Genomic DNA, 14,212 nt, shown 5'->3' with positions numbered 1-14,212 from the left:
GATGATCATGGGCCGATTCGGTGGAGAACCGGCCGGTTGTGGATATCTCGCTCACCCGTGGGGGTGGCGGGGCAGGCGTGGGCGAGGAGGCTCGGTCACCTCTTGAAGCCGGAGTCCTCGGGGAGGTCGAGGTCGCTCTTGTTCAGCTCCTCGATGTTCACGTCCTTGAACGTGAGGACTCTCACCTGCCTGACGAAGCGGGCCGGGCGGTACATGTCCCACACCCAGGCGTCGGCCATCGTCACTTCGAAGAAGACCTCGCCCTGGACCGAGTGCACCTGCATCTCGTAGTCGTTGGTGAGGTAGAAGCGCCGCTCGGTTTCGATCACATACCTGAACAGTCCGACGACGTCGCGGTACTCCCGGTAGAGCTTCAGCTCCATCTCGGTCTCGTACTTCTCGAGATCCTCGGCGCTCATGGCATGTTCCCCTTCAGCCGTGCGTCCCCCCATTGTGCGTCAGACGTGCTCGCCTCCCGCGGAGCGTGGTCGTCCTTCCGGCCGCGGCGCCGACGAGGATCAGCGCGGCGCCGGCGGCGATCGACAGCGCGGCCGGCCGCAGCGGTCCGGGACGGGAGATGCCGCCGGGCAGGTCCGCGAAGCTCTCGGGCGGCTCCGTCATCCCGGCCTCGCCCAGTGGCCACACCACGGCGTCGACCCGGCCGACCACCGCCCCGCGCTCCACGGAGCCGTTGGCGGCGTCCTGCAGGTGCATGCGGGAGTCGATCGAGTCGTTGCGGTGGTCGCCGAGGAGGAAGAGGCGCCCTTCGGGGACGACCGCCTCGAAGGCCGTGAAGGAGGCGCGTTCCTGCTGCCCCAGGTACGGCTCGTCGAGCGCCTCGCCGTTGAGGACCAGCCTCCCCCGCTTGTCGCAGCACCTCACCGTGTCGCCGCCGACGCCCACGACTCGTTTGATCATCGGCAGGTCGCCCCACACCGGGTCCCGGAAGACGACGACGTCGCCGCGCCTGACCTCGTCCCCGCCGATGCGCTGGGCCAGTATCCGGTCTCCGGCGTCCACGGTGGGGGCCATGGAGTCGCTGGGCACGGTGTAGGGCTGGTACAGGAGGGCGGCCCATCCGAAACCGCCCAGGAAGAGCACGCAGCCGACCGCCACGGCCAGCGAGGACAGGGTGCGGCCCAGTCGGCCGCGGGCTCCTCCGGTACGTCCTGCTCTGCTCACTCGCGCGCTCCCGGAAGGTCTGGGTCCACCACCAACGGCCTGGCCGCACCCTACCTCCGGGGGCGCGTGCGGGTCAGTCCTCGATCCGGGAGCCCGTCGCTCGCGCGGTCCTGCCGGCGTCGCTCGCCCTCAGCCGCCTCCGCCACAGCACCAGCGGCACCGCGCCCGCCAGTCCCATGGCCGCGGGCGCCGCGGCCAGGCCCTTCTCGGCGAAGGTGTCCGGCACGGGGAGGGTGCCCCAGCGGTCGATCGGCCACGCCTTGACGATGGCCCGTCCCACGACCTCGTCCACGGGGACCGTGCCGTGTCCGGGAAGCTGCTGGTGGAAGCGGGAGTCCAGGGAGTTCTGGCGGTTGTCGCCCATCACCCAGATCCGCCCCTCGGGCACCTCGACCGGGCCGAAGCCCTCGCTGCCGCACGGGGTGCCGCCGGGGTAGATGTAGGACTCCTCCTCCAGTGCCTTGCCGTTGACCGTGACGGGGCCGTTCTTCTCGCACGCCACGGTGTCGCCGCCGACCGCGATGACCCGCTTGATCAGGTCCTGCTCCTCGGCCGAGGGCATCAGCCCGATGAAGCTCATGAACCCTTGGAAGGCGCCCGCGATGCCCCCGGGGTCGCTCTGCGCGCTCTCGTCCAGCCAGCCGCCCGGGTCGTGGAAGACGACGACCTCGCCGCGTTCGGGTTCGGCGCCGAACCAGGGGGTCAGCTTGTCCACCAGCACCCGGTCGCCCCGCTGGAGGGTGTTCTGCATCGAGTCGGAGGGGATGGAGAACGCCTGGACCAGGAACGTCTTGATCAGCAGTGCCAGGATCAGCGCGATGCCGATCAGCAGGGGGAGCTCCTTCAGGAAGGAGCGCTGTTGTTTCCTCTTCGCCACGTCTTCCGTGTCTTCTCCGCCGTCCGGTTCCGCGGTCGGTTCCTCACCGCGCTCCACGGGCTCGTCCTCCGCCCGCCTCTCCGGTCCGTCCGCGTCGGAGCGCGCTCCAACCGCCACGTCCCCCACATCCACTCCTCACACTGCTCGTACCGCGCCGTCGCCCGCGCCTCAGCCGGTGCAGGCCCACCACTCCCATAACGAGCGGAAGTTCCGCAGGGCTCGGGACCCGCACCATGTCGTCGACCGTGTCATTCTCCCCGCCGGCGGCCGCGGAGGCGGGCTCGCCGCGCGGGTCGGGCACCGACGCATAGGTCTCGGGCTCCTCCAGGCGTCGCCAGTGGGAGTACGGCCAGGCGATCACCACGGCCTTGCCCACCACGAGTTCCTCCGGAATGGTCCCGTTCCCCGGATCGTCCAGGTGGTAACGGGAGTCGGCCGAGTTGGCGCGGTGGTCGCCCATGACGAAGATCCGGTTCTCGGGCACCTTCACCTCGAAGCGCATCTGCGAGGGGGCGTTGCCGGGGTGGAGGTACGGCTCGTTCAACGGCGTGCCGTTGACGGTCACCCGACCGTTCTCGTCGCAGCACGTGACGGTGTCGCCGCCGATGCCGATGACCCGCTTGATCAGGTCCTGTTCGTCGTCCGAGGGCAGCAGGCCGATGAAGGTCAGGAACTGCCTGCCCTGCTTGATCCCCACCGGGTCGTTCCGCTCGGGCTTCTCCTCGGGCGGCAGCCAGCCGCCGGGGTCCTTGAAGACGACCACGTCGCCGCGCTCGGGGCGCGCGCCGAACCAGGGGGTGAGCTTGTCCACCAGGACCCGGTCGTCGATCCTGATCGTCTGCTCCATCGAACCGGAGGGGATGACGAACGCCTGGACCAGGAAGGTCTTGAGCACCAGCGCGATCAGCAGCGCCACGCCGACCAGGATGGGTATCTCCTTGGTCACCGACAGCCGTCGCCGCCGTCTGATCCGCTTGGCCGCGCGTCGGCGGTCCGCCCGTCCCTCACCGGGGCCGCGCAGCGTCGTCCAGGGCTCCTGGGGTGCGCCGGGCGCGGCGGCGTCCGTCCGGCGGCGCCCTCGGGGCCGTCCGCGTCTACCCATGGCGGCCCCGCAGGGAGGTCCAGCGGTCGGCGGGCCAGACGATCCAGTCGACCCGGCCGATCACCCGGTCCACCGGCACGGTGCCGCCGCCGGGGGCGCCGAGGAGGTCGCGGGAGTCCCGGGAGCGGGAGCGGTGGTCGCCCATCACCCACAGGCGCCCCTCGGGGACCTCGATGTCGAACGGGACGGCCGAGGGCCGGTCGTCGGGATGCAGGTACCTCTCGTCCACCGGTTCGCCGTTCACCTCGATCCTCCCCCGCTCGTCGCAGCACGTGACCCTGTCCCCGCCGACTCCGACGACGCGCTTGACGTAGTCGGACCCCTCCGACGGCTCCCGGTCGAACGAACCGGCGCCGTCGAACACCACAACGTCTCCACGCCGTGGAAGGTTGCCGAAACGGTACGCCGACTTGTTCACCAGAACACGGTCGCCGATGTGGAGGGTGTTCGCCATCGAGTCGCTCCGAATGCGGAAGGGCTCCGCCACGAACGCGTGGACGAACGTCAGGGCCAGGGCCAGCGCGACGACCACCGCTCCCACACGCGCGGAGCGCGACCGGCGTCCCCGTCCCGTCGAGGGGGTCGGGGAGCTGTCGCGCTCCGTGGGGCGTGTGTGCTGTGCGTCGGTGTCCATCGACCCGAGAGCCTAACCCGGCGGGCGATGGACCGCGGCGGGGCGGCACGATGCCGCCCCGCCGTGTGGCCGTGGGCCGCCGCGCGAGCCCGACCGCGGATCAGCGCTCGCGCTTCTCCTTGATCTTGGCGGCCTTGCCGCGCAGCTCGCGCAGGTAGTACAGCTTGGCGCGGCGGACGTCACCGCGGGTGACGACCTCGATCTTCTCGACGACCGGGGTGTGCACCGGGAAGGTGCGCTCCACGCCGACGCCGAAGCTGACCTTGCGGACGGTGAAGGTCTCGCGGACGCCCGAGCCCTGGCGGCGGATGACGACACCCTTGAACTGCTGCACGCGGGAGCGGTTGCCCTCGATGACGCGCACGTGGACGTTGACGGTGTCGCCGGGGCGGAACTTCGGGATGTCGCTGCGCAGGGAGGCGGCGTCGACGCTGTCGAGCAGGTGCATGACGGTCTGCTTTCCTCGCCGATGCCACAGGTCATCGGCGGAACGGTTCGTTGGGAATGTTCGGGGAGCCACCGCGCCGGGCGGGCGTCGGTCCCCCTGTGGCAGGGTCGCGCGCCGGGCGTGAGGCAGCGGCCTATTCTTCCACGTCCTCGGCGGTACGCCCAAATCGGCCGTCCGGGCGCTCGGTCCAGCCGAGCTCCGCCAGGAGTTTGCGGTCGTCCGCGTCCAGCGCCGCGGGGTCGCAGCGTTCGATGAGGTCGGGACGGTACCGCGCGGTGCGGCGGAACGCCTCGTCGCGGCGCCATCGGGCGATCCGCCCGTGGTGGCCGCTGAGCAACACCTCGGGGACGTCCCGGCCGCGCCACAGCGGGGGCTTGGTGTAGACGGGCCCTTCGAGGAGGTCGGCCATGGCCCCGGGGGCGAAGGAGTCGTCGCGGTGGGACTCGGCGTTGCCCAGGACGCCGGGGAGCAGCCGGGCGACGGCCTCGACCATGACCAGGACGGGGGCCTCGCCGCCGGCCAGGACGTAGTCGCCGATGGACAGCTCGCGCACCTGGAGGCGCTCGCCGTACTCGTCGATGACGCGGCGGTCGATGCCCTCGTAGCGGGCGGGGGTGAAGACCAGCCAGGGTTTCTCCGCCAGCTCGACGGCCGTGGCCTGGTCGAACGGCCGTCCGCTGGGCGTGGGGACGACGAGGACCGGGTCGCCCTCGCCCGAGGCGATGATCTCGTCCAGCGCCTCGCCCCACGGCTCGGGCTTCATCACCATGCCGGGCCCGCCGCCGTAGGGGGTGTCGTCGACGGTGTTGTGCCGGTCGTGGGTCCACCGCCGCAGGTCGTGGACGCGCACGTCGAGCAGGCCGCGGGCGCGCGCCTTGCCGACGAGGGAGACGTTCAGCGGTTCCAGGTACTCGGGGAAGATCGTGACGATGTCGAGCCGCATCAGGACCCGTCTCCGTCCCGGCCGGCGCCGCGGTCGCCCTCGGAGCGGGAGCCGGCGATCTCGGCCCGGTCGTCGAGGAGCCCCGGCGGCGGGTCGATCACCGCGCGCTGCTCGTCGAGGTCGATCTCGGGCACGATCTCGGCGACGAAGGGGACGAGCACCTCGCCGCCGTCCGTCTTCCGCACCACGAGGAGGTCCTGGTAGGGCAGGTGGGCGATCTCCTCGATCCGTCCGACGGGTGTTCCGTCGCGGGTGACGACGTCGAGGTCGATCAGTTGGTGGTCGTAGTACTCGTCGGGGTCCTCGGGCCGCTCCTCGGGGTCCACCTCGGCGATCAGCAGGGTGTTCCGCAGCGCCTCGGCGGCGGTGCGGTCCCTCACCCCTTCGAAGCGCAGCAGCAGCCGTCCGCTGTGGACGCGTCCGCTCTCGATGGTCAGCGGGCCGACGGAGGCGGGGTCGGTGGCCAGGACCGCGCCGGGGGCCAGCCGCATCTCGGGGTCGTCCGTGCGCACCTCCACCGTGACCTCGCCCTTGATGCCGTGGGCGCGGCCGATGCGTGCGACTACCAGCTGCACTGCTCGTCAACTCCGTGTGTCCGTGCATCGGCACGGGCCGGGAGCGGCGGTGCCGCTCCCGGCCCGTGCCGGTGCCTTGTGCTGTGTGTGTCTGCCGTGACCCTCAGCGGACCTGGTCGACGTCGACGAGGTCGACGCGGACGCCACGGCCACCGAGGGCTGCCACGACGGTGCGCAGCGCGCGTGCGGTCCGGCCGTTGCGGCCGATCACCTTGCCGAGGTCGTCGGGGTGCACCCGGACCTCCAGCACGCGCCCGCGACGCAGGTTGCGGGTGGCGACCTGCACCTCGTCGGGGTGGTCGACGATGCCCCTCACCAGATGGTCGAGGGCCTCTTCCAGCATGGTCACGCCTCGGTCGACTCGGCGGCCCCGGCCTCGGCCTCGTCCGCCTTCTTGTCGGCCTTCTTGCCCTTCGGGGTGATGGCCTCACCCTGCGGCTCGTCCGCCGACTCCTTGGCGGCGGCCTCGAAGATGGCGCGCTTGTCGGCCTTGGGCTCGGGAAGCTTCATCGGCTCCGGGGCGGGCAGACCCTTGAACTTCTGCCAGTCGCCGGTGACCTTCAGGATGGCCAGGACCGGCTCGGTCGGCTGCGCGCCGACACCCAGCCAGTACTGGACGCGCTCCGAGTCGACCTCGATGCGCGAGGGGTTCTGCACCGGGTGGTACAGACCGATCTCCTCGATGGCCCGGCCGTCGCGACGCGTACGGGAGTCGGCGACGATGATGCGGTAGTGAGGCGAACGGATCTTGCCCAGTCGCTTCAGCTTGATCTTGACTGCCACGGCTGTGGTGTCTCCTGGTCTTTGGCGTGGTTGGACACGGCGGGATGCCACGTGGGGTGGTGGTACCCGAGTGTCCGAGTGGACGCGTCAGCCGGAGGAGAGAGGGGTCCTGTGCGGCTGTCGAGTACAGCCGCCCATTGTGCCACACCTCGCCGAGGCGGCCGGTCTCTCCCCCCGGCCTCCCCGCTCCTCGGCCGTCGGCGCGCCTCAGCCCACCCCGACGGTCTCCGGAATGCGGAACGGCTGTCCGCAGGCCCCGCACATGATCGGCGCCTGGGCCAGCACGGACGGGACGACCCGGACGTTGCGCCCGCAGTCGCAGACCGCCTTGACCCGTACGCCGCCGCCCGACGAGCCGTGCCGCGCGGCGGGCCCGCGGAAGGTGCGGGAGGTGTCGGTGGCCGTGGCGGCGCTGTGGGCGCGCAGGGCGCGCTGCAGTCGCTCGATGGTGGGTCGGTAGCGCTTCTTGGTCTCGGGCTTCATGACGACCAGCGAGAAGCCGCTGCTCGGATGCGGCTCGTCGGAGTGCTCCAGCCCCAACTCCTCGGCGATCGCCAGGAAGCGGCGGTTGTGGTAGCGGCCGGCACGCGAGGTGTCCCGGACTCCGCGCGCGGCGGCGATCCCGTGGACGGCCTCGTGCAGCAGCCTTTCGAAGGAGAGCTCGGCGCCACAGGCGGACGACGACTCTCCGATCAGCGATTCGGGCGCGGCCAGATCGGGCAGCTCGGGGTGGTGCCGTTGAATGTCGGCCCATGCGAGTGCCAGCTCGGCGGCGAGTACAGGTGGTGTCGTGCTCACGTCGTGAACAACGAGCCGGAGTGTCCCGGTGTTCCGATTACGGGGCATCCCAAATAATTTGCACGTACCAGTCAGTTCGGGGGCGATGCGTCCCGAGGGGGCGGGTGCGTCGATCCGGGGAGGACTCGTCCCCACCCGCCCCAAGCCGGGATGGACCGACCCGTCAGTAGGCGCGGGCGACCACGGCCAACGTACCCGGTGCGTCGTCGGACTCCGGCACCGACCCGTCCTCGCCCACCAGGCACCGGACCGTGACGGCCTGCTCGGCGAGCCTGTCCTCGCCCTCGGGGCCGAGGTCGGCCCACGGGATGCGGGCCCAGCCGCCCGCGGCGGCGGCCTCGGCGGCCTCCTCCACGGTCCGCACGTCCGTGGTGCGGGACTCGCGGCGCTCGCGCGACTGGGTCAGCAGCAGCGCCTGGTCCTCCTCCAGGAACCTGGGGCACAGTTCGGCGAGGGCGTCGATCGCCACCGGCTCCTTGCCCCCGGCGATGCGGCGGACCAGCATCGCGGTGCCGTTCTCCAGGTCGCGGGGACCGATCTCGACGCGCAGCGGGACGCCCTTGAGCTCCCAGTCCACCGCGCGGCGGCCGAAGGGGGTGTCGGTGCGGTCGTCCACCTTCACCCGGACACCGGCCGCGGCGAGCCGGTCGCCGACCTCGCGGACCTTCGCCAGCACCGCCTCGTCGTCCTTGATCGCCAGGACGACGACCTGGGTCGGGGCCAGGCGCGGCGGGACGCGCAGTCCGTTGTCGTCGCCGTGCATCATCACCAGGGCGCCGATCATCCGGGTGGTCGAGCCCCAGGAGGTCTGCCAGACGTACTCCCGCTCGCCGTCCTTGGAGAGGTACCGGGTGTCGAACGCCTTGGCGAAGTTCTGGCCCAGCTCGTGGCTGGTGCCCATCTGGAGCGCCTTGCCGTCGCCCATCATGCCCTCCAGGGTGAGGGTGTTGATGGCGCCCGCGAAGCGCTCCTTGGGGGTCTTGCGGCCCAGCACGACGTCCATGGCCAGGACGTTCTCCATGAAGTCGGCGTAGACGTGCCGGTGGATGCGGGCCGCGAAGTCCCGCGCGTCCTCGTAGGTGGCGTGGGCGGTGTGCCCCTCCTGCCACAGGAACTCACTCGTCCGCAGGAAGAGGCGCGGACGCATTTCCCAGCGCACCACGTTGGCCCACTGGTTGATCAGCAGGGGCAGGTCGCGGTAGCTCTGCACCCACTTGGAGAAGTAGTCGTTGATGATCGTCTCGGAGGTCGGCCGGACGACGACCGGCTCCTCCAGTTCCTTGCCGCCGCCGTGCGTGACCACCGCCAGCTCGGGGGCGAAGCCCTCGACGTGCTCGGCCTCCCTGGTCAGGTAGGACTGCGGGATGAACAGGGGAAAGTAGGCGTTCTCGACGCCCTGGGCCTTGATCCGGGCGTCCATGTCCCGCTGCATCCGCTCCCAGAGCCCGTACCCGTACGGTCGGATGACCATGGTGCCGCGCACCGGCCCGTTGTCGGCCAGTTCGGCCTTGTTGATCACGTCCTGGTACCAGCGGGGGAAGTCGTCCGCCCGGGGGGTGAGCACGGGAGCCTTTGCCATGACGGGCATGTTACGGCGGTCTGCTGCGGATGCGTGAATCAGGTTGTCGGGGCAACGTAAGGAGTGCGCGCGGGCAGCGCGGGCGAAACACCCCGACGCACCCTCTGGACTCGGGGACAGATGCGCAGTTCCCTGGCATTCGGGCACAGGGACCTCTCGGGGGACGAGACGGCGGCCGGTTATCCGGCGATCCTTCCATCGGAATGGGGATGTTGCGATGGCACCCACGCTCGCACAGCGGCACCTCCCGCGGCCCGCCCGGGACTGGGCGGAGATTCAGGAACGGATGCTGGTTCCGCTCTACGAGGCGGTCTACGAGCGGTTCGAGGTCGGACGGCACACACACGTCCTGGGTCTGGGCTGCGGTTCCGGGCTGGCGCTGGTGATGGCCGCCGCCCGCGGCGCCACCGTCACGGGGACGGACACCGACGAGGCACGTCTGGAACTGGCCCGGCAGCGGCTGCTGCCGGAGCCGCAGTGGGGCGCGCGGCACTGGTCCGCGCGGGTGCTGCCGTGCGAGCCGGACGGCGGGCCGGACGGCGCGGCACTGCGCGAGGGTCCACCGCCGACCCTGGTGACCGCCTTCGACGCCCTGCCCGAGCCCGCCGTGCTCGCCCGGGTGGCCGAGGTGGCCGGGCGGGACACGCCGGTGGTGCTGGCGGGCTGGGGGCCGGCGGAGCGCTGCGCCGCGGCCCCCGCGCTGCGGGTGGCCGAGCGGCTGGCCGAGCCCCGCCGCGCGGCGGGGCGGTGCTGGCGGCCGGGCGGGCGGGACGACCTGGAGGACCTGGCGCGGCGGGCCGGGCTCCGTCCGGACGGCTCGGGGCGGGTGGCGTGCCCCTTCGGCTACGCCGACCTGGAGAGCGCGGTGCGGGGCCTGCTGTCGACCGGGCTGTACGACGCGGCCGTCCGGGCGACGGACGAGGGCCAGGTCACCAAGGAGCTGGCGGAGGCCCTGCGCCCCCACGTGCGGCCCGACGGCACGGTGTGGATGCAGAACCTCTTCCGCTACGTGGTCGCCATGACGTGACGGCGCGGCGGCGCGGCGAGAGGGGCGGGTACGGGTCCGACGGCCCCGGTGTCCGCCCCTCGCCACGAGGGCACGTCGCCTCCACCGCGGGAGGGACGTCCGCGGGAGGGACGTCCCGCGCCGGAACGCGCCGGCGGGCGGGCCGTCACTTCGGCGGGAGCAGGTCCTTGAACTCCTGGGGCAGTTCGAAGTCCTCCGGGCCCTGACCGCCGGGCAGTCCGAAGGCGCCTCCCTGAGCGGCGCGGCGCTCGGCCACGGCCTGCTCCTCGGCCTTGCGCTTCATCGGGTTGCCCGAGCGCTGCTTGCCCTTGGCCTTCTTCTGCTGCTTGCCCTTCCGCCGCTGGCCGCCCATCCCCGGGACGCCCGGCATCCCGGGCATCCCCGGCATACCGCCCTGGGCCATCTTCGACATCATCTTGCGGGCCTCGAAGAAGCGCTCCACGAGGTTCTTCACCGCGCTGACGTCCACACCGGAACCGCGGGCGATGCGGGCCCGCCGCGAGCCGTTGATGATCGTGGGGTCGGTGCGCTCGGCCGGGGTCATCGACTTGATGATCGCGGCGGTGCGGTCCACGTCGCGCTCGTCGATGTTGTTGATCTGGTCGCGGATCTGCCCCATGCCGGGCATCATCCCCAGCAGCTTGGAGAGGGAGCCCATCTTGCGGACCTGCTCCATCTGGGACAGGAAGTCGTCGAGGGTGAACTCCTTGGGCCCCTTGGCCAGCTTGGCGGCCATCTTCTCGGCCTCTTGCCGGCTGAAGGTCTGCTCGGCCTTCTCGATGAGGCTGAGGATGTCGCCCATGCCCAGGATGCGGGACGCCATGCGGTCCGGGTGGAACGCGTCGAAGTCGTCCAGCTTCTCGCCGTTGGAGGCGAACATGATCTGGCGGCCGGTGACGTGCGCGATCGACAGGGCCGCGCCACCGCGGGCGTCGCCGTCGAGCTTGGAGAGCACCACGCCGTCGAAGCCGACGCCGTCGCGGAACGCCTCGGCGGTGTTGACCGCGTCCTGGCCGATCATGGCGTCCACGACGAAGAGGACCTCGTCGGGGGAGATCGCGTCGCGGATGTCGGCGGCCTGCCGCATCATCTCCTGGTCGATGCCCAGGCGTCCGGCGGTGTCGACGACGACCACGTCGTACTGCTTGGTCCGGGCGTACTCGATCGAGTCCTGGGCGACCTTGACCGGGTCGCCGACGCCGTTGCCGGGCTCGGGCGCGTAGATGCCCACGCCCGCGCGTTCGGCGACGACGGTGAGCTGGTTGACGGCGTTGGGGCGCTGGAGGTCGCAGGCGACCAGCAGCGGGGTGTGCCCCTGCTCCTTCAGCCAGCGGCCCAGCTTGCCCGCCAGGGTGGTCTTGCCCGCACCCTGGAGACCGGCGAGCATGATCACCGTCGGCGGGTTCTTGGCGAACCGCAGACGACGGGTCTCGCCGCCGAGGATGCCGATCAGCTCCTCGTTGACGATCTTGATGACCTGCTGTGCGGGATTCAGCGCCTTGGAGACCTCCGCGCCCAGGGCGCGCTCCTTGACCTGCTTGATGAAGGCCCGCACCACGGGCAGGGCGACGTCCGCCTCCAGCAGGGCGATGCGGATCTCGCGCGCCGTGGCGTCGATGTCCGCCTCGCTCAGACGGCCCTTGCCCCTGAGGTTCTTGAAGGTCGCCGTGAGGCGATCGGAGAGAGTGTCGAACACGTCGGTCGCGGATCCTTCGCGTTGGCGGTGACGGCGGTCGACCTCCAAGGGTATCGGGCCGCCGCCGATGGGGTCAGCCGCCCAGGGCCCGTTCCAGCTCGCCGGCGAGCGCGGCGGCCTCGTCCGGCGGCAGCGGGGCGCCGGTGGGGCCGGTGACGTAGAAGGCGTCCACCGCGTCGGCGCCGAGCGTGCCGGCGTGCGCGCTGCGCACGGTGACGCCGGCGTCCTCCAGCGCCCGTCCGATGCGGTACAGCAGGCCGGGGGCGTCCTGGGCGCGCACCTCGATCACCGTCGCCACCCGCGATCCGGCCGGTGCGACCGTCACCCGCGGCGGCGGGGCCCCGGCGCCGCGACGGCGGGCGCGGACGCCGCGCCGGGCGGCCTCGCGCTCGGCGAGCCGGGCGGGGACGTCCAGGGAGCCCTCCAGGGCGCGCGCCAGGTCGGCGCGGAGCCGGGCGGCCTGCGGCAGCGAGCCGTACTCGGCGGCGACCCGCCAGCTCAGCAGCAGGACGGGGCCCTCGCCGAGGGGGTCGACGGCGCGCAGGTCGGCCGCGCGGACGGTCAGCCGGTGGAGGGCCAGGACGCCGGCCACGGCGGGCAGGACGCCGGGCCGGTCCCGCAGCGCGATGAGCAGTTCGGCGCCCACCGGCTCCGGGGCGGTCGGGACGGGGTCGGGGGCGGTGTCGGGGGTGGGGTCGCGGTCGGTGCCGGTGCCGGTATCGGGGTCGGCGGGGGCCTCGGTCCGGGTGCGCAGGGTCAGCACCGGCCCGCCGGTGCGCCACGCCTCGACGGCGAGCCGTCGGGCCTCGGCGGTGGGCCGGAAGGCGGCGGGGCGCCCGGAGTCGGCGCTCCCGCCCGCCAGGACCGCGCCGACCCGCCTCACCAGGTCGGCCACGAGCCCGGCACGCCACGCCGACCAGGCGGCGGGGCCGGTGGCCAGGGCGTCCGCCTCGGTCAGCGCGTGCAGCAGCTCCAGGGTCCCGACGTCGCCGACCGCGTCGGCCACCGTCCGGACCGTGGCCGGATCGTCCAGGTCGCGCCGGGTGGCGGTCTCCACCAGCAGCAGGTGGTGGCGGACCAGGCCGGCCAGCGTCGCGGTGTCGGCGGCGTCGAAGCCCATCCGGGCGGCCAGGCCGCGGACGACGGCCTCGCCCGTGACGCTGTGGTCGCCCGGCAGGCCCTTGCCGATGTCGTGCAGCAGCGCGGCGACCAGCAGCAGGTCGGGGCGGCCGACGCGGCGGACGCGGGCCCGGGCCCGTACGGCGGTCTCGATCAGGTGGCGGTCCACGGTCCACCGGTGCACGGCGTTGCGCTGCGGGCGGCAGCGCACCCGCTCCCAGTCCGGCAGCAGGGCGGTGATCAGCCCCTCGGCCTCCAGCGCCTCCCACACCCCGACGGTGGCCTCGCCCGCGCCGAGCAGGGTGACGAACTGCTCCCGGGCCTCGGCGGGCCAGGGCACCGGCAGCGGCGGCGCGGTGGCGGCCAGCCGCCGTACCGCCGCCCGCGCGAGCGGCAGGCCGGCCTGGGCGGCCGCGGCGGCGGCGCGCAGCGGCAGGACGGGGTCGCGTTCGGGGCGGGCGGTGCGGGCGAGCACCACCTCGCCCTCCTGCACGACGACGTTCTCCGCCAGCGGCGTGCGCGGTCCGGGACGCCGGGTGCGCGAGCCCGACACCCGGGCGACCTCGCGCCAGGTGACGTCGCCGGCGTAGGAGATCACCCGCGCCGCCTCGTACACCCGGCGCAGCAGGGCGTCCGCGTCCGGCAGCGCGAGGGCCTCGGCGACCCGGTCCTGGTCCTGCAGGGCGAGCCGGTCGCCGGCGCGTCCGGTGGTCAGGTGGAGGGCGTCGCGGACGTCGAGCAGGGTGCGGCGGGCCTCGTCCAGCCCCTCGCGGGGCGCGTCGGCCAGCCAGGAGGCGGCGATGGCGCGCAGGACGCCGGCGTCGCGCAGTCCGCCGCGGGCCTCCTTGAGGTCGGGTTCGAGGAGGAAGCGCAGTTCGCCGTGGCGGCGGGCGCGTTCCTCGCACGTCTCGCGCAGTTCGGCCAGCCGCCGGGGGGCGTCGGCGCGCCACCGGGCGAGCAGGTCGGTGCGCAGGGAGGCGGTGAGCGCCGCGTCGCCGGCGACGTGCCGGGCGTCCAGCAGGCCGAGCTGGACCCTGAGGTCCTCGGCCGCGGCCCGTCGGGCCTCGTCGGGGGTGCGCACCGAGTGGTCCAGGGCGATCCCGAGGTCCCACACGGGGTACCAGATCCGGTCGGCGACGGCGGCGACCTCCTCGGGGGCGCGCCCGGTGTGCAGGAGCAGCAGGTCGAGGTCGCTGCGCGGGGAGAGCTCCCCGCGGCCGTAGCCGCCGACGGCGACCAGCGCGATGCCCTCGCCGGCCTCGCCGAGCAGGCCGGCGAGCCAGGCGTCGGTCAGTTCGGCCAGGGCGGCACGGCGCGGCGGCCCGGACCGCGCCTCCTCGGCGAGGAGACGCAGCCGGGCCGCCGCGTAGCCGCCGGGTTCCGCCCCGGACTCCCCGGTGGGGTCCGCGGGTCCCGGGAGGGATGCCGTGGTCACGCGGTCGTCCGTTC

The 14,212-nt window shown here is 72.9% G+C and carries 15 protein-coding genes; 1 reads left to right on the top strand and 14 read right to left on the bottom strand.

The features are described 5' to 3' along the window. Nucleotides 1–95: 95 nt before the first annotated feature. The 12 genes from ABD335_RS23665 to proS all read right to left on the bottom strand — a co-directional run bounded on the left by ABD335_RS23665 (nucleotide 96) and on the right by proS (nucleotide 8,921). Complete coding sequence (locus ABD335_RS23665; protein ID WP_344326975.1) at nucleotides 96–419, bottom strand: DUF2469 domain-containing protein; 324 nt, start codon at nucleotides 417–419, stop codon at nucleotides 96–98. Between the two features lie 13 nt (nucleotides 420–432). After that, entirely contained in the window at nucleotides 433–1,182 is a 750-nt protein-coding gene (gene lepB, locus ABD335_RS23660; RefSeq protein WP_344326973.1) for a signal peptidase I, read from the bottom strand. Nucleotides 1,183–1,255: 73 nt separating this feature from the next. Then, nucleotides 1,256–2,176, bottom strand: coding sequence for a signal peptidase I (gene lepB, locus ABD335_RS23655; RefSeq protein WP_344326971.1), 921 nt, complete (start codon nucleotides 2,174–2,176; stop codon nucleotides 1,256–1,258). Beyond that, nucleotides 2,103–3,161, bottom strand: coding sequence for a signal peptidase I (gene lepB / locus ABD335_RS23650; RefSeq protein WP_344326969.1), 1,059 nt, complete (start codon nucleotides 3,159–3,161; stop codon nucleotides 2,103–2,105). Before lepB (ABD335_RS23650) ends, lepB (ABD335_RS23655) begins: the two co-directional genes overlap by 74 nt. Then, nucleotides 3,154–3,795 (bottom strand): signal peptidase I, encoded by a 642-nt coding sequence (gene lepB / locus ABD335_RS23645; protein WP_344326967.1) that lies wholly within the window; start codon nucleotides 3,793–3,795, stop codon nucleotides 3,154–3,156. Before lepB (ABD335_RS23645) ends, lepB (ABD335_RS23650) begins: the two co-directional genes overlap by 8 nt. 100 nt (nucleotides 3,796–3,895) lie before the next feature. After that, complete coding sequence (gene rplS, locus ABD335_RS23640; protein ID WP_344326965.1) at nucleotides 3,896–4,243, bottom strand: 50S ribosomal protein L19; 348 nt, start codon at nucleotides 4,241–4,243, stop codon at nucleotides 3,896–3,898. 133 nt (nucleotides 4,244–4,376) lie between these two features. Beyond that, complete coding sequence (gene trmD / locus ABD335_RS23635) at nucleotides 4,377–5,186, bottom strand: tRNA (guanosine(37)-N1)-methyltransferase TrmD (RefSeq protein WP_344326963.1); 810 nt, start codon at nucleotides 5,184–5,186, stop codon at nucleotides 4,377–4,379. Then, nucleotides 5,186–5,761, bottom strand: a complete 576-nt coding sequence (gene rimM, locus ABD335_RS23630; protein ID WP_344326961.1) for a ribosome maturation factor RimM — start codon at nucleotides 5,759–5,761, stop codon at nucleotides 5,186–5,188. Before rimM ends, trmD begins: the two co-directional genes overlap by 1 nt. A 103-nt stretch (nucleotides 5,762–5,864) precedes the next feature. Beyond that, nucleotides 5,865–6,104: an RNA-binding protein gene (locus ABD335_RS23625; RefSeq protein WP_344326959.1), complete on the bottom strand. Its 240-nt coding sequence runs from the start codon at nucleotides 6,102–6,104 to the stop codon at nucleotides 5,865–5,867. Nucleotides 6,105–6,106: 2 nt separating this feature from the next. After that, complete coding sequence (rpsP, locus tag ABD335_RS23620) at nucleotides 6,107–6,544, bottom strand: 30S ribosomal protein S16 (RefSeq protein WP_344326956.1); 438 nt, start codon at nucleotides 6,542–6,544, stop codon at nucleotides 6,107–6,109. Between the two features lie 207 nt (nucleotides 6,545–6,751). Continuing rightward, nucleotides 6,752–7,390 carry a hypothetical protein gene (locus ABD335_RS23615; RefSeq protein WP_344326954.1) on the bottom strand — a complete coding sequence of 213 codons (639 nt, stop codon included), beginning with the start codon at nucleotides 7,388–7,390 and terminating at the stop codon, nucleotides 6,752–6,754. Between the two features lie 115 nt (nucleotides 7,391–7,505). Next, nucleotides 7,506–8,921 carry a proline--tRNA ligase gene (proS, locus tag ABD335_RS23610; protein ID WP_344326952.1) on the bottom strand — a complete coding sequence of 472 codons (1,416 nt, stop codon included), beginning with the start codon at nucleotides 8,919–8,921 and terminating at the stop codon, nucleotides 7,506–7,508. A 217-nt stretch (nucleotides 8,922–9,138) separates the two neighbouring features. Here proS and ABD335_RS23605 point away from each other — a divergent pair, with 217 nt between their 5' ends. Continuing rightward, nucleotides 9,139–9,948, top strand: a complete 810-nt coding sequence (locus ABD335_RS23605) for a methyltransferase domain-containing protein (RefSeq protein ID WP_344326950.1) — start codon at nucleotides 9,139–9,141, stop codon at nucleotides 9,946–9,948. A gap of 145 nt (nucleotides 9,949–10,093) precedes the next feature. Here the strand turns inward: ABD335_RS23605 and ffh are convergent, their stop codons facing one another. Both ffh and ABD335_RS23595 read right to left on the bottom strand, forming a co-directional pair. After that, nucleotides 10,094–11,644, bottom strand: a complete 1,551-nt coding sequence (gene ffh / locus ABD335_RS23600; RefSeq protein ID WP_344326948.1) for a signal recognition particle protein — start codon at nucleotides 11,642–11,644, stop codon at nucleotides 10,094–10,096. A 73-nt stretch (nucleotides 11,645–11,717) separates the two neighbouring features. Beyond that, on the bottom strand, nucleotides 11,718–14,198 hold the full coding sequence (locus ABD335_RS23595; RefSeq protein ID WP_344326946.1) for a [protein-PII] uridylyltransferase: 2,481 nt from the start codon (nucleotides 14,196–14,198) through the stop codon (nucleotides 11,718–11,720). Between the last annotated feature and the right edge of the window lie 14 nt (nucleotides 14,199–14,212).

It is taken from the genome of Streptomyces macrosporus, from assembly GCF_039533145.1.
Classification (GTDB): Bacteria; Actinomycetota; Actinomycetes; order Streptomycetales; family Streptomycetaceae; genus Streptomyces; species Streptomyces macrosporus.
The sequence above is the reverse complement of the archived record's forward strand: the minus strand, read 5'-3'. Positions and strand labels throughout refer to the sequence as shown.